Annotated in this window: 18 protein-coding genes; 12 read left to right on the top strand and 6 right to left on the bottom strand. The window is 70.6% G+C overall.

Features of this window, described 5'->3' with window-relative positions; all coding sequences use genetic code 11:
- Positions 1-8 precede the first annotated feature (8 nt).
- The 4 genes from ACZ5CR_RS35045 to ACZ5CR_RS35030 are packed head-to-tail and all read left to right on the top strand — an operon-like array spanning position 9 to position 4,545.
- Positions 9-416: an ATP-binding protein gene (locus ACZ5CR_RS35045; RefSeq protein ID WP_468865241.1), complete on the top strand. Its 408-nt coding sequence runs from the start codon at positions 9-11 to the stop codon at positions 414-416.
- A complete protein-coding gene (locus ACZ5CR_RS35040; protein ID WP_468865142.1) occupies positions 413-1,480 on the top strand; it encodes an ATP-binding protein in 1,068 nt (355 codons plus the stop codon). The genes ACZ5CR_RS35045 and ACZ5CR_RS35040 overlap by 4 nt, the downstream gene beginning before the upstream one ends.
- 60 nt (positions 1,481-1,540) lie before the next feature.
- Complete coding sequence (locus tag ACZ5CR_RS35035) at positions 1,541-2,938, top strand: sensor histidine kinase (RefSeq protein WP_468865239.1); 1,398 nt, start codon at positions 1,541-1,543, stop codon at positions 2,936-2,938.
- Positions 2,935-4,545: a SpoIIE family protein phosphatase gene (locus tag ACZ5CR_RS35030; protein ID WP_468865139.1), complete on the top strand. Its 1,611-nt coding sequence runs from the start codon at positions 2,935-2,937 to the stop codon at positions 4,543-4,545. Before ACZ5CR_RS35035 ends, ACZ5CR_RS35030 begins: the two co-directional genes overlap by 4 nt.
- Before the next feature lie 35 nt (positions 4,546-4,580).
- Here ACZ5CR_RS35030 and ACZ5CR_RS35025 read toward each other — a convergent pair whose 3' ends face one another.
- Complete coding sequence (locus ACZ5CR_RS35025; protein ID WP_468865137.1) at positions 4,581-4,898, bottom strand: STAS domain-containing protein; 318 nt, start codon at positions 4,896-4,898, stop codon at positions 4,581-4,583.
- 160 nt (positions 4,899-5,058) lie between these two features.
- On the opposite strand from ACZ5CR_RS35025, the gene ACZ5CR_RS35020 reads away from it, so the two are divergent.
- Complete coding sequence (locus tag ACZ5CR_RS35020) at positions 5,059-5,529, top strand: ATP-binding protein (RefSeq protein WP_468865135.1); 471 nt, start codon at positions 5,059-5,061, stop codon at positions 5,527-5,529.
- A gap of 16 nt (positions 5,530-5,545) precedes the next feature.
- Here ACZ5CR_RS35020 and ACZ5CR_RS35015 read toward each other — a convergent pair whose 3' ends face one another.
- The 4 genes from ACZ5CR_RS35015 to ACZ5CR_RS35000 form a co-directional block, all read right to left on the bottom strand.
- The gene (locus ACZ5CR_RS35015; RefSeq protein ID WP_468865132.1) at positions 5,546-6,736 is read right to left on the bottom strand and encodes an acyl-CoA dehydrogenase family protein; all 1,191 of its coding nucleotides are present in this window, start codon (positions 6,734-6,736) and stop codon (positions 5,546-5,548) included.
- A gap of 209 nt (positions 6,737-6,945) precedes the next feature.
- Entirely contained in the window at positions 6,946-9,165 is a 2,220-nt protein-coding gene (locus ACZ5CR_RS35010) for an NADP-dependent isocitrate dehydrogenase (RefSeq protein WP_468865130.1), read from the bottom strand.
- 167 nt (positions 9,166-9,332) lie between these two features.
- Positions 9,333-10,916 carry a phosphodiester glycosidase family protein gene (locus ACZ5CR_RS35005; RefSeq protein ID WP_468865128.1) on the bottom strand — a complete coding sequence of 528 codons (1,584 nt, stop codon included), beginning with the start codon at positions 10,914-10,916 and terminating at the stop codon, positions 9,333-9,335.
- A gap of 126 nt (positions 10,917-11,042) precedes the next feature.
- Positions 11,043-11,597 carry a CGNR zinc finger domain-containing protein gene (locus tag ACZ5CR_RS35000; RefSeq protein WP_468865126.1) on the bottom strand — a complete coding sequence of 185 codons (555 nt, stop codon included), beginning with the start codon at positions 11,595-11,597 and terminating at the stop codon, positions 11,043-11,045.
- 26 nt (positions 11,598-11,623) lie between these two features.
- Here ACZ5CR_RS35000 and ACZ5CR_RS34995 point away from each other — a divergent pair, with 26 nt between their 5' ends.
- Together ACZ5CR_RS34995 and ACZ5CR_RS34990 are read left to right on the top strand one after the other, a co-directional pair.
- Entirely contained in the window at positions 11,624-12,169 is a 546-nt protein-coding gene (locus ACZ5CR_RS34995; RefSeq protein ID WP_468865123.1) for a GNAT family N-acetyltransferase, read from the top strand.
- A 79-nt stretch (positions 12,170-12,248) separates the two neighbouring features.
- The gene (locus ACZ5CR_RS34990) at positions 12,249-12,920 is read left to right on the top strand and encodes a hypothetical protein (RefSeq protein WP_468865121.1); all 672 of its coding nucleotides are present in this window, start codon (positions 12,249-12,251) and stop codon (positions 12,918-12,920) included.
- 82 nt (positions 12,921-13,002) lie between these two features.
- Here the strand turns inward: ACZ5CR_RS34990 and ACZ5CR_RS34985 are convergent, their stop codons facing one another.
- Positions 13,003-13,386 (bottom strand): VOC family protein, encoded by a 384-nt coding sequence (locus ACZ5CR_RS34985; RefSeq protein WP_468865118.1) that lies wholly within the window; start codon positions 13,384-13,386, stop codon positions 13,003-13,005.
- 415 nt (positions 13,387-13,801) lie between these two features.
- Between ACZ5CR_RS34985 and ACZ5CR_RS34980 the strand changes: the two genes are divergently transcribed.
- From ACZ5CR_RS34980 to ACZ5CR_RS34960, 5 genes are all read left to right on the top strand, one after another.
- Positions 13,802-15,652 (top strand): sensor histidine kinase, encoded by a 1,851-nt coding sequence (locus ACZ5CR_RS34980; RefSeq protein WP_468865116.1) that lies wholly within the window; start codon positions 13,802-13,804, stop codon positions 15,650-15,652.
- Between the two features lie 114 nt (positions 15,653-15,766).
- Positions 15,767-16,186, top strand: a complete 420-nt coding sequence (locus ACZ5CR_RS34975; RefSeq protein WP_383266029.1) for a roadblock/LC7 domain-containing protein — start codon at positions 15,767-15,769, stop codon at positions 16,184-16,186.
- Positions 16,183-16,545, top strand: coding sequence for a DUF742 domain-containing protein (locus tag ACZ5CR_RS34970; protein WP_468865112.1), 363 nt, complete (start codon positions 16,183-16,185; stop codon positions 16,543-16,545). Before ACZ5CR_RS34975 ends, ACZ5CR_RS34970 begins: the two co-directional genes overlap by 4 nt.
- Positions 16,526-17,140, top strand: a complete 615-nt coding sequence (locus ACZ5CR_RS34965; protein WP_389911428.1) for a GTP-binding protein — start codon at positions 16,526-16,528, stop codon at positions 17,138-17,140. Before ACZ5CR_RS34970 ends, ACZ5CR_RS34965 begins: the two co-directional genes overlap by 20 nt.
- A complete protein-coding gene (locus ACZ5CR_RS34960; RefSeq protein WP_468865109.1) occupies positions 17,137-18,420 on the top strand; it encodes a cytochrome P450 in 1,284 nt (427 codons plus the stop codon). Before ACZ5CR_RS34965 ends, ACZ5CR_RS34960 begins: the two co-directional genes overlap by 4 nt.
- Positions 18,421-18,524: the final 104 nt, after the last annotated feature.

The following is an 18,524-nucleotide window of genomic DNA, read 5'->3' as shown; positions in this document are numbered from 1 at the left end:
CGCCCTGGCTGCCTGGTGAGGCGCCTCAGGTCTACCCCATCACGCACAACAGGGACGTGGTGAGCATCAGGCAGACCATCCGCGTCCTGGCGCAGCGGTGCCGCCTCTCCCTCGTGGACCAGACGAAAATGATCACGGCAGCGAGCGAGCTGGCGCGCAACACCCTCGTCTACGGGGGTGGTGGAGCCGTCAGGGCGGGGGTCGTCGAAAGGTACGGCCGCCAGGGAGTCGCGGCGCTCTTCGAGGACAGTGGGCCCGGCATCGAGGACGTGGGTCTGGCGATGACGGACGGCTGGACCTCGGGCGCCGGCCTGGGCCTGGGGCTCAGTGGCGCCCGCCGCCTCGTCGACGAGTTCGAACTCGTGACAGAGGTGGGCGTGGGCACCATGGTCACCATCATCAAGTGGGCCCGATGAACACCCGGGCCCTTCTGGCCAGCAGGGACATGAGCTGGTTCCGCGACGGCCCCTCCCTGTCGACCGCGGCGCGCGGAGCGGCGGCCGCGTTGGCCCGGAGGGTCGGTCTCGACACGCATCGTGCCGCGGAAGTCGCCCTAGCCGTCACCGAGGCCGCCACCAACATTCAGCGACATGCCACGGACGGTGCGCTGCTGCTCCGGACTCTGCACACGAACGACGAGGCCGCGGTCGAGTTCGTCACCGTCGACTCGGGGCCCGGCATGGTCGACGTGCCCGCCTCGCTGGCCGACGGAACCTCCAGCGCCGGCACACTCGGCATCGGGCTCGGAGCCGTGGCCAGGCTGGCCGACCACTTCGACGTCCACTCCGTGCCCGGGAAGGGAACGGTCATGGCGGCGCAGTTCTGGTCCCGCCGGGCGGACGGCCAGGGAGTGACGGCGGCTCTGTCGGCCGGGCGGCAGTGCGTCTCCGGTATGACACGGCCCATCAGTGGGGAGATCACCTGCGGTGACGCCTGGAGTGCCCGACTCGACACAGCCACAGCAACTGGCCCCGACCACCCCGCCGTTCTCGTCATGATGTGCGACGGCCTGGGGCACGGCCCGCTGGCGGCCCGTGCCAGTGCGGCGGCCGTAGAGGCGTTCCATGCCACTCCCGCCACCGACCCGGAAGGGATCATGAAAGCGGTCCACCGCGCTCTTCGGGGAACCCGGGGTGGCGCGGCGGCAGTCGCCAGGATCGAACCGGCGGCACGACGGGTGCGGTACTGCGGCGTCGGCAACATCAGCGGCTTCCTCATCGGTCACGACGCCCGCAAGACTCTGCTTTCGGTGCCCGGCATCGTCGGAGCGAGCATGCGCCGCCTGCGGACCTTCGAGGAACCGCTGCCCGAAGGCGGCGCCCTGGCCATGCATTCCGACGGACTCACCGAGCGGTGGGATCACACGGCTCTCCCCGGGCTTCTCCACCATGCGCCGCTCGTCATGGCCGGGCAGCTGTTGCGTGAGGCCGGTGTGCGCCGGGACGACGCCAGCGTGGTGGTGGTGAAGGGGATCTGGTGAACAGCGAAGGGCGGGACGGACGTGTCTGCTGACTCTCCCCGGCAGGCCCGCGGGACCCGAATCGCCGTCGCGGGCCACGGGCCGCGGGCCGCGGCGTCCCTCGGCCTTGCCTCGGCGCAGGACGTGTTCCGGCTCAGACGCGCCGCGCAGCGGGCTGCCGCGGCGCTCGGTCTGGAACATCAGGACCAGGTCCGCCTCGCCACCGCGCTGAGCGAGCTGGGCCGGGACCGCGTCGGCTGCGGCGCGGTCACCATCTCCTTCCGTTCCGAGTCCGGCGAGCGGCCCGCTCTCGTCGTGGCGCTCGAATGGGGCCGTGGTCCGCAGCCGACGCCCGAGACCCTGCAACTGGTCTCCAGGCTCGTCGTGATCGAGTACGAGCCCCACGGAGCACACGGCCGCGTCACCATCCGCCAACCGCTGCCGGTGAACCACCCCACGGTCACCGAGATGGACGAGCGCCTGGCCACGGCCCTGGGCCAGGCCGATCCGACCACGGAGGCCGACTTCCTCAGGGCCCAGACGCGCGATCTGATCGCGACGCTGGAGGAGACGCGGGCCCAGCGGGAAGACCTGCGCAGACTCAACAAGGAGCTCCAGGACACCAACCAGGGTGTACTCGCCCTCTACTCGGAGCTCACCAAGGAACTCGAGACCACCAACATCGGTGTGCTCGCCCTGCATTCGGAACTGGACGGGAAGTCCCGACAGCTCCGAGAGGCAAGCGAGGCGAAGACGCGGTTCTGGACGAACATCAGCCACGAACTGCGCGCACCGATCAATTCCGTCGTCGCCCTGGCCCGCCTGTTGCTCGACCCCGGTTCGGAGCCGGTGTCGCCCGAACAACGACAGCAGATCACGTTGATCGAGGCGTCGGGGCAGACGGTCCTGTCCCTCGTCAGTGATCTGCTGGACGTCGTCAAAGCCGAATCGGGTCTGCTCGACGTCCAGCGCGCCCCGGTCGACCTGCGTCTGCTCGTGACCCAGCTGAGCGCTACTTTCGAGGGCACCTACGGAGGCAGGGGTGTCTCCCTCGTCACCCCGGACCTGCGGAACCTCCCCACGGTGATCACGGACGAGGAACTCCTGACCCACGTCCTGCGCAACCTGATGTCCAACGCCTGCAAGTTCACCGACGAGGGTGAAGTGCGGCTGGACGTCGGCATGAGCGAAGACCAGTCGTCGCCGTCGCTCCGCGTCACGATCACCGACACGGGAGTCGGTATCCCGGCGGAGGAACTCAGCCGAGTCTTCGAGGAGTTCTACCAGGTCCGAGGCCCCCATCAGAGCGGGCATGCGGGGACCGGGCTCGGGCTGCCCTACGCCCGCACCCTCACCGAACTCCTCGGGGGCACTCTCGACCTCACCAGCACCCTCGGGGTCGGCACACGCGTGGAGGTGCTCGTCCCGGTGCACGGACCGGACGGGCGCGGCGAGGAAACCGGCGGAGGCACACAGTGACCGACAGCTCTCAGGATGCCGCTCCCGCCACCATCCTGGTCGTCGAGGACAGCGAGACCAACCTGTACCTCCTCACCAGCTGGCTGGAGCGTGCGGGGCACGTCGTGATCGGCGCCAAGAACGCGGGCGAGGGCATCAGGCATCTCGCCACGGACGGCCTCCCCCTGCCGGAGATCGCCATCGTGGACGTGCGCCTGCCGGACATGAACGGCTTCGAGCTGAGCGAGAAGATCAAGGGCAACGCCCGCACGGCCGCCCTGCCCGTCATTCACATCTCCGCGTCGGCGGTCAGCGCGGAGGATCACGCCGAAGGGCTTCAGCGAGGCGCGGACGCCTACCTCAACCAGCCCCTCGATCCGGGCGAGTTGCTCGCCACGGTCACGGCCACGCTGCGCTACGCCCGAGCACGGCGCCGCGCGGAGCAACTCGCGCAGCGGCTCCTCACTCTCAACCAGGCGACCATGTCCGTCTACAGCGCCATGGGCTTCCACTCGTTCGCCTCCGCGGCCACCGGGGGCGCAGCCCGTCTGCTGTCGTCCCCGGCCAGCGCGGTCTTCCTCTCGCCCGAAGGGCAGGCGGTCCACAGCGCGAGCACCGGCCCTGACGCGCCGACCCGAACGTACGCGGCGCGGCCGGACGTACTCGACCGGCTGCTCCAGCGGAGCCTGGGCGACGGGACCGGTGCGACGGTCGCCCGGATCTCGCGGGGACAGTGGCAGACGCTGCTCAGCGCGGACCACCTCGGCGGGAACATCGCCATGGCGGTGGCGCGGACCAAGCGCGGCCGCCCCCCTGTCTGTCTCGCCGTCCCCTGCGACGCGCTCGCCGGGACGGATGACGAGCATCTTCTCCAACAGCTGGCCCACGCCTGCGCGCTGGCCCTCGAAGCGCTGAGAACGTACAACGAGGAACACACGCTCGCCCTCGCCCTGCAACGCTCGTTCCTGCCGAGCGACCTCCCCACCGTCGACGGCATCGACTTGGCCTTCCGCTATCTGCCCGCCTCCGAGAACGCGGAGATCGGCGGCGATTTCTACGAGGCGATCCCTACCGCCGACGGCCTGTTGCTGGCGATAGGGGATGTGCTGGGCCACTCGCTCGGCGCGGCCACCGTGATGGGCGAGTTGCGCCACGCGCTGCGCGCCTACGCCATCGAGGGACACCCGCCGCAGCACGTGCTCAACCGACTCGAAACCCTCCTGGCCCACTCACAACCGACCGTGACCGCCTCCCTCTGCCTGGTCCTCGTCGAGCCCGGGGGGCGGCGTCTGCAGGTCGCCAACGCCGGGCACATCCCCCCGCTCGTCATCAGCCCGGAAGGCCACGCGCGCTTCCACACTCCGCACGGACCGATACTGGGACTGCGTGCCCCTCACCCGGCCCCGACGGCCCTGTCCGCACCACCGGGCACCCGGCTGCTGCTCGTCACCGACGGCCTGGTCGAAGTGCGCAACACGTCGCTGAACACCACGCTCGACGCCTTCATGAAGGCGGTCACGGCTGGTCCGGCCGGGCTGCAGGACCTCAGCGACCATCTTCTGGACACGTTCGGGAGGGGCAAGGACGACGACATCGCGTTGCTCGCCGCGGATCTGCACGGTTCATGAACGGCCGGGCCGATGAGGGGTGGTCGGAGGAGGGGTCACCTGTCGAGGGCCTCGCCGAGTGTGGGGCAGATGTCGATGAGGGTGTCGATACCGACGATCTCCAGGGTCCGGGCCACGCACTCCGAGGGGGCGGCGAGACACAGCCGGCCGCCGGCCTCGACGAGAGCCCGGTGGCCGGCGATGAAGACGTTGATGCCGCTGGAGTCGATGAAGGTGACCCGTCGCAGATCGATGACGACGCGGGTACCGTGCGCGCCGACGGCTTCGAGCGCTTGGCGTACGTGGGCACTGGTGTCCAGGTCGATCTCACCGGCGAGTGTCAGGACGGTGACGTCGTCGAGAGGCGTGGACACGACTGAGAACTGATCAGTCTGCTGGGCTCGTTCACTGCTAGCCATTCGTTCCTCAGCCATGCTGACGATGCTTGCACATTCGGAGCCTCGTGTGTCGTGCCGGCGGTAACGTACACATGATGCCCGGTCAATCGGGGATTACGTAGGGAAAGGCGGGGCCGTGGGTGACGACGGCACGGCGCCGGACGAACCGGCCGCGGAGACCGCAGAGACCACCGAGTTCGCCGAGTTCGCCTTCGAGCTGGACGGGACCGGCACGTGCATCGCTCAGGCGCGGCATCTGGCGGCCGGCTTCCTCGCTCGGATGCAGGCCGATCACGGCCTTACGGTCTCGCGGCGCGCCACGGATCTGACGCAGCTGGTCATCAGCGAGTTGGTGACCAACTCCCTCAAGTACGCGCCCGGTCCCGTCCTGGTGAACCTGCGGATCACCGCCGGGGCGGTCGAGGTGGCGGTGCGGGACTCCGGGCCCGTCCTGCCGAGGGCCCGCGCCGCCGACACGGGCCGGGTGGGGCAGCACGGACTGGAGATCGTGCTGGCCGTGGCCCAGCGTTTCGAGGCGCGAAAGGAGACGGGCGGCAAGTGCATCACCGTCAGCATCGCCCTGCGCGACAACCTGAGCAGCGCCTGATCCTCGTGACACGGCGTCAGCGACGCACGCGCGGCATCCCGAGGCCGATCCAGGAGATGATCTCGCGCTGGATCTCGTTGTTGCCGCCGCCGAAGGTGAAGATGACGGCGCTGCGATAGCCGCGTTCCAGCTCTCCGTGCAGCACCGCGCCCGCGGAGCCCTCCTTGAGCGAGCCCGCCGAGCCGACCACCTCCATGAGCCAGGCGTACGCGTCCCTGCGCGCCTCGGAGCCGTACACCTTCACGGCGGAGGCGTCCTGGGGGGTGAGGGTGCCCTCCTGGACGGCGTTCACCATCTGCCAGTTGAGGAGCTTCATCGCGTCCAGTTTGGTGTGCGTCCTGGCCAGGCGCTGACGGACCCAGCCCAGGTCGATGACGCGGCGGCCGTCGGCGAGCTTGGTGTCGGCGGCCCAGCGCTGCACGTTGTGGAAGGCGCGGATGGCCATGGTGCCGTGTGCGGCGAGCGTGACGCGTTCGTGGTTGAGCTGGTTGGTGATGAGCCGCCAGCCCTTGTTCTCCTCGCCCACGCGGCGTGAGGCGGGGACGCGGATGTTCTCGTAGTAGCTCGCCGTGGTGTCGTGCGAGGCGAGGGTGTTGATGATGGTGCAGGAGTAACCGGGGTCGGACGTCGGCACGAGGAGCATGGTGATGCCCTTGTGGGCGGGGGCGTCCGGGTCGGTGCGGACGGCGAGCCAGACCCAGTCGGCGGTGTCGCCGTTGGTGGTCCAGATCTTCTGTCCGTCGACCGTGTAATGGCCGGTGGCCTCGTCGCCCTCCCTGACCGCCTTCGTCTTGAGCGCGGCGAGGTCCGTGCCCGCGTCCGGCTCGCTGTAGCCGATCGCGAAGTCGAGTTCGCCGGAGAGGATCTTCGGCAGGAAGTACGTCTTCTGCTCGTCGGTGCCGAACCGCATCAGGGTCGGACCGACGGTGTTCAGCGCCATCAGGGGCAGCGGGACGCCGGCCTGCGCGGCCTCGTCGAAGAAGATGAACTGCTCCATCGGCGACAGCCCGCGCCCGCCGAACTCCTCGGGCCAGCCGACGCCGAGCCAGCCGTCGGCGCCGAGCCTGCGGATGGTCTCCCGGTAGAACCGCTTCTGCGCGGCGGGATCGGCGTACCGGGCGTACGCGTTGTCGGGCACCAGCCCGGCGAAGTACGTGCGCAGCTCGGTGCGCAACTGCCGCTGCTCAGGCGTGTATTCGAGGTGCACGGCGCCTCCTGCTTCGCTGGCTACCCGGGCTCGGGCTTGACGGCGCACACAGTAGAACGCGTTTCAGTAATAGGGAATGGCGGTGACGCGTGCGTGGGTGACCGCGGCCGCCTCCGTGCTCTTAGGCGGGGCGGTTCCGGGCACGGACGCGGGTCCGCCCCGGTAGCCGACATCGCTACCGGGGCGGACCCGCGTCAATCCGAGATCACTCAGCCGAGAAGGTCGAGCGCCTTGTTCAGCGTGGCCGACGGGCGCATCACGGAGGCCGCCTTCGCCGGGTCGGGCTGGTAGTAGCCGCCGATGTCGGCGGGCGAGCCCTGGACCGCGTTCAGCTCGTCGACGATCGTCTGCTCCTGCTCGACCAGCGTCTTGGCCAGCGGGGCGAACTCCTTGGCGAGCTCGGCGTCCGCGGTCTGCTTGGCCAGCTCCTGGGCCCAGTACGTGGCCAGGTAGAAGTGGCTGCCACGGTTGTCGATGCCGCCGATGCGGCGGGTCGGCGACTTGTCCTTCTCCAGGAAGGTCGCCGTCGCGCGGTCGAGGGTGTCGGCCAGGACCTGCGCGCTCGCGTTGTTCGTGGTCTGCGCGAGGTGCTCGAAGCTGGAGGCCAGGGCGAGGAACTCACCCAGGCTGTCCCAGCGCAGGTAGTTCTCGCGGACCAGCTGCTGGACGTGCTTGGGGGCGGAGCCGCCCGCGCCCGTCTCGAAGAGGCCGCCGCCGTTCATGAGCGGGACGATGGAGAGCATCTTGGCGCTGGTGCCGAGCTCCAGGATCGGGAACAGGTCCGTGAGGTAGTCACGGAGCACGTTGCCGGTGACCGAGATGGTGTCCTCGCCGCGGCGGATGCGCTCCAGGGAGAACGCCGTCGCGTCCACCGGCGACAGGATCTCGATCTGCAGGCCCTCGGTGTCGTGCTCGGGCAGGTACGCCTTGACCTTCTCGATGAGCTGCGCGTCGTGCGCGCGGGTCTCGTCGAGCCAGAACACGGCGGGCGAGCCGGTCGCGCGGGCACGGTTGACGGCCAGCTTGACCCAGTCGCGGATCGGGGCGTCCTTGGCCTGGCACATCCGGAAGATGTCGCCGGTGGCGACGGTCTGCTCCAGGACGACGTCGCCGGCCGCGTCGAGGACGCGCACCGTGCCGGGCGCGGCGATCTCGAAGGTCTTGTCGTGGCTGCCGTACTCCTCGGCCTTCTGCGCCATGAGGCCGACGTTGGGCACCGAGCCCATCGTCGCCGGGTCGAAGGCACCGTTGGCGCGGCAGTCGTCGATGACGGCCTGGTACACGCCGGAGTAGCTGGAGTCGGGAAGGACGGCGAGGGTGTCGTGCTCACCGCCGTCCGGGCCCCACATGTGGCCGGACGTACGGATCATCGCGGGCATGGAGGCGTCGACGATGACGTCCGACGGCACGTGCAGGTTCGTGATGCCCTTGTCGGAGTCGACCATCGCGAGCTCGGGGCCCTCGGCCAGCTCGGCCTCGAAGGACGCCTTGATCTGCGCGCCCTCGGGCAGTGCGTCGAGACCGTTGAGGATCCCGCCGAGACCGTCGTTCGGGGTCAGGCCCGCGGCGGCGAGCGCCTCGCCGTACGCGGCGAACGTCTTCGGGAAGAAGGCGCGCACGACGTGGCCGAAGATGATCGGGTCGGAGACCTTCATCATCGTGGCCTTCAGGTGCACCGAGAACAGCACACCGTCGGCCTTGGCCTTCGCGATCTGGGCGGTGAGGAACTCGCGCAGCGGGCCGACGCGCAGCACGGAGGCGTCGACGACCTCGCCCGCGAGAACCGGTACGGACTGACGCAGCACGGTGGTGCTGCCGTCCTCGCCCGTGAACTCGATGCGCAGCGTGGTGTCCTCGGAGATGACCGTGGACTTCTCCGTGGAGCGGAAGTCGTCGACGCCCATGGTGGCGACGTTCGTCTTCGAGTCGGCCGTCCAGGCGCCCATGCGGTGCGGGTGCGCCTTGGCGTAGTTCTTCACCGAGGCCGGGGCGCGGCGGTCGGAGTTGCCCTCGCGCAGGACCGGGTTGACGGCGCTGCCCTTGACCTTGTCGTAACGGGCGCCGATGTCCTTCTCGGCGTCGGTCTTCGGGTCGTCCGGGTAGTTCGGCAGTGCGTAGCCCTGCGACTGGAGCTCGGCGATGGCCGCCTTCAGCTGCGGGATGGAGGCCGAGATGTTCGGCAGCTTGATGATGTTCGCGCCGGGCGTCTTGGCCAGCTCGCCGAGCTCGGCGAGGGCGTCGTCGATGCGCTGGCTCTCCTCGAGGAACTCGGGGAAGAGCGCGATGATGCGCCCCGCCAGGGAGATGTCACGGCTCTCCACAGTGACCCCGGCCGTCGAGGCGTAGGCCCTGACCACCGGCAAGAACGAATACGTCGCGAGGGCAGGGGCCTCGTCAGTCTGGGTGTAGATGATGGTCGAGTCAGTCACCGGGTGCTCCGCTCCACGTCTGCAACATTGCTCGACATCAAGATATCTCGTGACCGCGTCATCGCACGAAGCGCCCCCGATTCCGTACGTCACAGAACGTAGCGACCATCACGTTCCGTAGTTGATCGTGTGAGCGGCGCCATCGGCGCGTGCGGTGAGCGGCACCATCAGCGCGTGAGCAGCAGCGCGTCGCCCACCGCGCGCTCGGTACCGTCCGACGGCGAGTTGATCACCTTGCCGTTCACCGCCATGGTGACGGAACCACCGCCGTCCAGGGCCATGGCGCGCACCGCGCCGAGCGACTTCATCAGCTCCGCGGCTTCGTTGAGGCCGAGCCCGTCGCTGTGTCCGGGCTGCCTGCCGTCCGCGCCGACCAGGAGCATGCGGCCCTGCCGGTCGACGCCCAGGAGCATGCGCGGGTTGCGCTTGACGCCCCAGGTGTACGCGAAGGACGGGTCACCGGGGTGCTCGATGCCGTCGGCGGCGTAGTTCACCGCGACCTCGCCGCCGCGCACCAGCTCGGGGCCGCCGTTGACGATGTCGTCGTGCGGGCCCGGTTTCAGCTCCCGGCCGCGCTCGTCCAGGATCCGCTGCGACACCTTCACGGCGCCGCCCGGCTTCGCATGCGTACGCAGCCAGGAGGCACCGGAGCCGATGCCCGCGAGGACGCTGCCGCCCTCCGGCACGGCGCCGCCGCGCGGACGCACCTCCCGTACGTGTCCACTCGCGTCGAGGACCGCCTCCACCCCGTCGCCCGCCGGAGTGTCCGCGCCGAGTTCGTCGGTGAACTTCACGATCTCGGCGGGGTCGGTGCAGGTCACATCGTGCTGCGGCCGCTGGGTCGGGGCGTCGCCGCCGACACCGCCGCAGTTGCGCACCAGGCCCGGAACGCGGTTGACGCCGTCCACGACCTCGGACGCGCCGCCCGCGCGGACCCGGAGCTCCGTGCTGAGCTTCTCGAACCGCGGACGCAGGCCGTCGCCCCGCAGCACCGCCGCGATCCGGCCGTCGGTCGCCGCGCTCTGCAGCTCCCCGTCGTACGCGGCGATGCCTGCCGCCGCGCCCGGCACACCGTCCTTGCCCTCCATGACGAAGAAGCCCGCGTTGACACCGAGCAGGGCGTCGCCGCGCGCGGCCATCCCACTCACCGGCTCACGGCCCGCGACGCCCTTTCCGTACGTTCCCTTCAGCGCCCCGCGATAGCGCATCGGGTCGACGATCGCCACCTTGACCCGGGCGACTCCGGTGCCGGGCACGCCGTCGGCGCCGGTCCACTCGCTCACCGCGTCGAACCCGGCTGCGGTCAGGGCCTTGCGCCCGGCGTCGGCATCGGTCCGTGCGCCGTACTCCCCCACCCGGACCCGCACCCCGATCACCCCGTGCCGGTCGGAGCCCCGCGGCCACGCGACCGGCTCGACGCGCGGGCTGAACCCGGCGCCGCGCACCCGCCGGGCCAGCGCGTCCGCGTCCTTGTCGGCGGCGAGGTGAGCGCCGTTCGCGCGCACCGTGACCGTCCAGTGATCGCTGCCGGGACGGCCCGAGACGCTCCCCTGGTACAAGTCGACCCCGGAGGCGAGGCGGTCGTGCCGCCAGTCGGCGATCGGCCGGGGAACAGCGGCAGTTGGAGCGGCGGCGGCCGCGGTGTCGCCGTAGCGGTCGACGACGACGCCGGGGGCGAGAAGACCCGTCGCGGCGACGGCGACCACCGACACCTTCACTGCGGCGCTGAACGGACGGCGTGCGAGGGCCACGGAAACTCCTAGGTCGCGTTGGTACACCGCAGCGAACGCGAGCGCGCGGACGGCGATCGATCCCAGGAGTGAATACCAGAAGTCCGGCCGGAAAACAGGGTCAGGCCCCCTTGTCCGGGGCCGGATTCAGCCCCTTCGCCCCTCCCCCCGGCCCTCCCCTTGACCGGTGGAGCGCGCGCGGTGCCGGCGGACCGCGTCGCGGTTGGCGCACCGCTGGGAGCAGTAGCGCTGCCGCCCGGTGCGGGAGGTGTCGGCGAAGATCATGGCGCATTCGGTCACGGCGCACCGCCGGAGCCGGTGCATGCCCCGGCCCGCCAGGTGCAGGGCCGTGCCGACGGAGATCAGCTGGAACAGCAGGGCGCCCAGCGGCTGCCGGTCGTCGCGGTAGTGCAGGTGCCAGCCCGAGCCCGCGTGGTCGGTGAGGCGCGGATAGGCGGCGGATGCCGCCAGCATCCGGTTGAGCAGCTCGGCGCGCTCGTCCTCGCCGTCCGCGTCGACGACCTTCTCCCACGCCTCCAGTGCGTCCTGGGTGCCGTCGAGGTCCTCCGGCGTGACGGGCCGTTCCAGAACGAGTCCGGCGGCGCGGCAGCGGTCCGCGAGTTCGACGGCGCTCTCCGGGCGCCGGTTGGCGAGGTCGGCGGCCAGGTTCACGACCTCCTCGCCGTAAGGGTTGAGCTGCATAAGACCATTACATCAGGCTGACCGGCATGTCACAACGCACCGGTGACCACACCGACATACGGCAGTCGACGCAGGCCGACATCGCGGAGCTCGTACGTCTGCGGGCGCTGCTGTTCGAGACGCTCGGCGGCGAATACTTCAACCCGTCATCGGAAGGATCGAGGAAATCGGAGGAAGCAGAGCACCCAGAGGAAGCAGAGGAATCGGGAGACAGCAGCTGGCGGGACGCCCTGGCCGTGGTCCTCAAGGGCCAGTTGGACACGGAGGACATGCGGATCCTCGTCGTGGACGCAGATGAGGGTCTTGCCGCGTGCGCCATCGGCTCGGTCGAGCAACGGCTGCCGGGGCCGCACCTTCGCAACGGCCGGGTCGGGCTCGTGATCGGCGTGGTCACCGACCCGGCGCACCGGCGGCGCGGGCACAGCCGCTCGCTCATGCGGGGCCTGCTCGACTGGTTCCGGGAACGTGACGTGGCCCGGGTGGACTTGTACGCCTCCGCCGAGGGCGATCCGCTCTATCGGGACCTCGGCTTCGTCGACCATCCCGATCCCGCCCTGTACTGGCGCCCGTGACGGCCCTCGAAAGACCGGCGCACAACGCGTGGCGGTACCGGTGGTTCGTCCTCGGCATCGCCGCGACCGGCTCCGGCTGATGACGCCCCTTGGCCGCTCGCCGGCGACCGCCTGCCGCACGCTCGGCTTCTTCGGTTTCTTCGGGTTCGGCTGGTACGGCCCCTGGGTCACCCACGTGACCGAATCGGTGCCGCCGGACCGGGTGGGGTTCGCTCTGGGTCTGGCCATGTCCGTCGATCAGATCGCCATCCTGGTGATGCCGCCCGTGCTCGGCCTGCTCAAGGACCTCGCCGACAGTTTCGTACCGGTCTGGGGTCTGCTCGCGGCGATGACCGCCGCCGCCTGGCCGCCTCGGCCCGCTCGTGTGGCCGAGACGACGTCCGCGGTCCACCGTGAACCCGTACGAGGTGTTGGCGCGACATCGGCGGGTAACCGGGCCCCGCGCCCGGAATCCGCCGTGAGTACGCGCGGAACGAAAGTGACGAGACACGGGAGGAACACCGTGAGCAAGGAACAGCCCGAGACCCGGGGCGAGGTCGAGACGCCCGTTCCCAGGGATCCGCCCGATCAGCAGGCGACGGACGAGGAGGACCACTGGGAGCCGGACGACGCGTCGGCCACCACCGGCAACGCCCCGGACGCCGACGACGACGTACCGGACACGGACGAGGCGGGCACCGGCCGGCGCGGCGCACCGCACACGGGTGGCGTGCGCCAGGACCAGCCGGTGCCGGACGAGCCCTCCGGCTGAGCCCTGCTGAGCAGAAGTCGTCGGGGCCGCGCGGCGGCCGGCGGCTCTGCGGGGCTTCGACCAGTCGGCGATCAGTCGGCGATCAGTCGACCGACACCGCCAGGGTGAACGAGTGCCCCGCCGGGTCGCTGTAGGTCCGGGTGTCCCGGGGTCCTGAGTTGTCCTTGGTGTCCACGGGCCGGGCGCCCAGACCTATGGCCTCGCGCTCCGCCTCGTCCATGTCGCCGCGGTCCACCAGGATCCTCAAGTGCGCCTGCTGCGAGTCCTCCGGCTTGGGCCAGCTCGGAGGCGCGTATCCGTAGTCCCGGTGGACCGCGAGGCGGATGCCCTGCCCGTCGGAGACCTCGACGTAGTCGGGATCGTTGCTCAGGCCCGCCGTGCCGCCGAGCAACCCCGCGTAGAACTCCGCGAGCTCCTCGGGCTGCGCACAATCAAGAACGAGAACGGTGGTCTTCTTCACAGCCATGGAGTTCCTCATCTGTCCGCTGTCGTCGGCCATAGAGGGTGGGCGTCTCGGCCGACCACCCGGCGGCTGTCCGAGTGCCCCGCCCTGCCCGCCTCAACCGGCGTCGGCCCGCCTCTGGTAGGAACTGACAGGTCGCCAAGAGGTCGGCGACCGTCTGATCCGCCGTATGATCATGGCCGTAGAGTCGAACTCCACTACCACGGAGTCATGTTCGAGGGGCGAGAACACGACGGAGTCCTCTCATGAGGGGACTATTCCGGTTCTCTGTCATCCGCGCCTCGCGGGATGACTAGCATGGCGCGAAGCGTGGCCCGGAAGATCGCCGTCCTCTTTGGTGTTTCCGCCGGGCCAGCGGCCGATGCGTAGTCGGTCGGCTCGTTGCTTACCTGCACTCAAAGGACCGAGGAACCGCTGAATGCCCGTGCCTGCTCCTCCCAGCCCGCACCGAATAGCGAAGGCGCGGCAGCGCGCGTCGGCCGCGCCTCTGATCGTCCTTGTGGTGACCGCCGCGGCCGGCGCCGCCGCCGGTGTCATGGCACCGGACAGCGCCCGCGTCTGGACCGTGGCTTCGGTCGTGACCGGCTGGCTCTGTCTGGCGATCGCCCTCGTGACCGGTTCGCTGCTCGTCCGGCGGGTCCGCGCGGCTGCCGCCGCCGACCACGCCGAGGCCAGTGCCCTCAAGGCCCAGTTGGCCCGCCAGGGCGCCGAGTCCGCGCATCTGGTGAACGTCACGCTGCCGACCGTCGTGAAGCGGCTGCGCGACGGATCCGGCGCGGCCGAGACCTTGGCGCAGACGGCGCCGCCGTCGGACCCGCAACTGCGCCAGGTGATTCACGTGTTCGCGTCCGTGGTGGAGGAAACGGTACGGCACGCCGCCGCCGCCGAGTCCGGACGCGATCAGGCCCGGGGGCAAATGGCGCAGGCCGCCGCGGAGTTGGAGCAGCTGACGACGGTGACGCTGCCCACCGCGATCGAGCGGCTGCGCGAGGGCTCGTCCGCGGACACGGTCCTTGCCGGCCTCGACTGGCCGCGCAATCCCCTGCTGCGGCTGCCCGCCGAGTCGTTCGTACGGGAGATCGCCTACAGCGAGCGGCGCGCCGCGGCCGCGCAGGCCGCCTCCGCCAAGGCGCTGAGCCGGGTGCAGGCCAAGTCCGTGGGCATGCTGGCCGACCTGCGGGACATGCAGGAGCGGCACGGCGTCGAGGTCTTCGGCGACCTGCTCCGCCTCGACCACAGCACCTCCCAGCTGGGTCTCATGACCGACCGTCTGGCCCTGCTGATGGGCGGCCGCTCCAGCCGCGCCTGGAACAAGCCGATCGTCATGGAGAGCATCCTGCGGGGTGCGGTGGGCCGGATCTCCGCGTACCAGCGTGTACGGCTGCACTGCTCGACGACCGTGGCGATCGCCGGGTTCGCGGCGGAGGGCGTCATGCACGTGCTCGCCGAGCTCATGGACAACGCGGCGAACTTCTCACCGCCCATCGACGAGGTGCACGTCTATGTGGAGGAGCGCAGCGCCGGGATCGTCGTGACGATCGAGGACAGCGGCCTGAAGATGGCCGACGCGGCGATGCGCCGCGCGGAGGAGTCGGTCTCCGGACAGGTGACGGACCTGGCCTCGCTGCAAGGCACCCGCCTCGGCCTCGCCGTGGTCGGGCGGCTGGCCGCCAAGTACGGCATGAGCATCAACTTCCGTCCGTCGTCGCGCGGCGGCACGGGTGTCGTGGTGCTCCTGCCCCTTCAGCTCCTGGCCCAGCAGCGCGATCCCGCTCCGCAGCAGCTCGCCCCCCGGAGCGTCGAGCCGACGCCCCTGGCGGCCCCGACGCCCCCGGAAGCGCCCGCACCGATGGCCACTGAGGCCCCGGCTGTCCCGGTCGCCCAGCCCGCGCCGGAGTTCCCCGCCGCCCCGGAGCCGCCCGCCGCCCCGGAGCCGCCCGCGGCTCCCCTGCCGCCCGCGGCCGGCACGGACGCCGTCCCCCGCCCGGCGCACGCCGGCCCCGCCGCCACGACCAACGGCCTGCCCGTGCGCGCCCCCGGCCGCACCATGGCCGAGGCGGAGCGTGAGCGGCAGCAGCGCAGGGCTGCTTCGGACGCCGCCTCATCGGCGGGGTCCGGGACGCTCTCCGGCGAGGCGGGGCTGCCGCCGCGTGACGCCGGTTCCCGCTTCGGTGCCTTCCACCGTGCGCGGCGGGCGACGGGCGATGTGCCCGGCTCCCCCGCGGAACCCGATTTCCCCGCCGATTCCGGGCCGCCGCCCGCCGAGTAGACCGAAGCCTCCCGCATGGCGCCCGGGCTCTGGCGCCCCCTTCCCCGCTCGAGATCGTGAGATTGGAGGGACGGGCAGGTGACCGGAGACCCGGCTCATCTCGCCCCACCTACCATGCAGACCACTGACAACAGCCTGACCTGGCTCCTGCAGAGCCTCCTCAAGCGCACCCCCGGTACGCGGCACGCCCTGGTGCTCTCGCGGGACGGCCTGAAGCTGTGCTGGAGCGAGCATCTGACGCTCGACCAGGCTGACCAGCTGGCGGCGATCTGCTCCGGCATCCAGGCACTGGCCCAAGGTGCCTCCATGGAGTTCGGTGACGGAACCGGCGGCGTCCGGCACTCCATGACCGAATTCCACGGCGGGCTGCTCTTCATCGTCGAAGCCGGCCAGGGGGCGCACCTGGCGGTCGTGGCGGAAGACGGCGCGGACCCCGGTGTGGTGGGCCATCAGATGACCGAACTGGTCGAGCAGATCGGTGAGCACCTGCGCGCCGAACCGCGTGGTCAGACCGAGGGAAGCGGCTCCTCGTGACGCCGCGCAAGCCGGTGGACATCGGTGATCCGGACCGCCTCTACACGGTCACCGGTGGCCGCAGCCGCGCCGACGACGATTCGTTCGACCTGGTCACTCTGGTGGTGAGCGAGTGCGAGCCCACTGCGGGGATGCAGTCGGAGCACGTACGGATCCTCGAACTCTGCCGGCATCCGACGGCCGTGGTGGAGATCGCCGCGGAGATGAAGCTGCCGATCACGGTGGTGCGGATCCTGCTGGGTGACCTGCTCGCCATGAGCCGGATCACCGCCCGCCATCCCCGCGCGGCCGGTGCGGCCGCCTCGATCCCCGATTCCGCCCTTCTCAAGGAGGTGCTCCATGGGCTCCGCAACATCTGAGCTGCCCTCCCGTACGCCCCTGTCCGATACTGCCGAGACCGGCCTGAAGATAGTCGTCGTCGGTGGCTTCGGGGTCGGCAAGACCACGCTGGTCCGGTCGGTCAGCGAGATCCGGCCGCTGAACACCGAAGAGGTGATGACGCAGGCCGGCATAGGCGTCGACGAGACGTCCGACGTGGCCGCCAAGACCACGACGACGGTGGCGTTCGACTTCGGCCGGATCAGCCTCAACGAGCGTGTGGTGCTCTATCTGTTCGGCGCGCCCGGGCAGGAGCGCTTCTGGTTCCTGTGGGACCGGCTCTTCTCCGGCACACTCGGCGCGGTCGTCCTGGTCGACACGCGGCGGATGGACGACTCCTGGTACGCCATCGACCGGCTCGAGCACCACAAAACGCCGTTCGTGGTGGCCGTCAACCGGTTCGACGACGACGGCGCCGCCCACTCGCTCGATGAGATCCGCCAGGCCCTCGCGCTGCCCGGCCATGTGCCCCTGATCGACTGCGACGCACGGGTGAGGTCGTCGGGCAAGGACGTCCTGATCACCCTCGTGGACCACCTGTACGCGCTGGCCATGGCCCAGGAGATGACACCGTGACCGAGCCGACCGGATCCCCTTTCGAGCAGAGTGCTCCGCCGGGATGCCCCGCCCACGCGGGCGGGGGCGGGGACGCGGGCTCGGTGCGCCTGGGCGGTCTCGAGTACCAGCAGACGCCCTCGCAGCTCTACCGCAGCCTGCGCAGGGAGCACGGTGCTGTCGCGCCGGTGCTCCTCGACGGGGACGTGCCCGCCTGGCTGGTCCTCGGCTACTCCGAGGTCAGCTATGTGACGGGCCACGACGAGCTGTTCGCCCGCGACTCACGCCGCTGGAACCAGTGGGAGAACATTCCCGCCGACTGGCCGCTGATGCCGTTCGTCGGCTATCAGCCGTCGGTCCTGTTCACCGAGGGCGCGGAGCACCAACGGCGGGCCGGGGTGATCACCGAGGCACTTGAGGGGGTCGACCAGTTCGAACTGGCCCGGGACAGCGCCCGGATCGCCGACCGGCTCATCGCCACGTTCGCCGGCAGCGGCCAGGCCGAGCTGATGGACGCGTACGCGCACGCCCTGCCCATGATCGCCGCGGTGCAGATGTGCGGCATGCCGGACGCGAGCACGGACACGCAGCAGCTCGTGGAGGATCTGCGGATCTCGCTCGACGCGCACGAGGGCGACGACCCCGTGGCGGCGTACACGCGCGTCGGGGAGCGCATCCAGCTCCTGGTCAAGGAGAAGCGGGAGAGGCCGGGCGCCGACATCACCTCGCGGATGCTGCAGCATCCGGCGGGCCTCACCGACGAGGAGATCGTCCAGGACCTGATCTCCGTCATCGCCGCGGCGCAGCAGCCGACGGCCAACTGGATCTGCAACACGCTGCGGTTGATGCTGACCGACGAGCGGTTCGCGCTGAACGTGTCCGGTGGGCGGCTGAGTGTGGGCGAGGCGCTCAACGAGGTGTTGTGGCTCGACACCCCGACCCAGAACTTCATCGGCCGCTGGGCGGTGCGCGACACCCAGCTCGGGGGGCGGCAGATCCGGGCGGGCGACTGTCTGGTGCTCGGCCTCGCCGCGGCCAACACCGACCCGCAGATCTGGCCGGAGTCGCACGTCGGCCCGGAGAACTCCGCGCACCTCTCCTTCAGCCACGGCGAGCACCGCTGCCCCTACCCGGCTCCGCTGCTCGCCGACGTCATCGCGAGGACCGCGGTCGAGACGCTCCTGGAGCGGCTGCCCGACCTCGTCCTCGCGGTGGAGCCGCACGAGTTGACCTGGCGCCCGTCCATCTGGATGCGCGGTCTGACCTCGCTCCCGGTGCAGTTCACGCCGGTGGCGCACTGAACCGGCGCCGGGGGGGGGGGGGGGGGGGGGGGGGGGGGGGGGGGGGGGGGGGGGTGGGGGGGGGAGGGGGGGGGGGGGGGGTGGGGGGGGGGGGGGGGGAAGCA

This window comes from Streptomyces sp. NPDC031274 (genome assembly GCF_055570235.1).
This window is presented reverse-complemented; position numbering and strand designations above follow the sequence as displayed.

What these genes read in the sequence shown, in the direction of transcription:
- ACZ5CR_RS35040 (WP_468865142.1), top strand. Translation starts at nt 413, where the DNA reads ATGAACACCCGGGCCCTTCTGGCCAGCAGGGACATGAGCTGGTTCCGC.
- ACZ5CR_RS35000 (WP_468865126.1), bottom strand. Translation starts at nt 11,597, where the DNA reads ATGCAGCTCAACCCTTACGGCGAGGAGGTCGTGAACCTGGCCGCCGAC.
- ACZ5CR_RS34995 (WP_468865123.1), top strand. Translation starts at nt 11,624, where the DNA reads ATGTCACAACGCACCGGTGACCACACCGACATACGGCAGTCGACGCAG.
- ACZ5CR_RS34990 (WP_468865121.1), top strand. Translation starts at nt 12,249, where the DNA reads ATGACGCCCCTTGGCCGCTCGCCGGCGACCGCCTGCCGCACGCTCGGC.
- ACZ5CR_RS34985 (WP_468865118.1), bottom strand. Translation starts at nt 13,386, where the DNA reads ATGGCTGTGAAGAAGACCACCGTTCTCGTTCTTGATTGTGCGCAGCCC.
- ACZ5CR_RS34980 (WP_468865116.1), top strand. Translation starts at nt 13,802, where the DNA reads ATGCCCGTGCCTGCTCCTCCCAGCCCGCACCGAATAGCGAAGGCGCGG.
- ACZ5CR_RS34975 (WP_383266029.1), top strand. Translation starts at nt 15,767, where the DNA reads ATGCAGACCACTGACAACAGCCTGACCTGGCTCCTGCAGAGCCTCCTC.
- ACZ5CR_RS34965 (WP_389911428.1), top strand. Translation starts at nt 16,526, where the DNA reads ATGGGCTCCGCAACATCTGAGCTGCCCTCCCGTACGCCCCTGTCCGAT.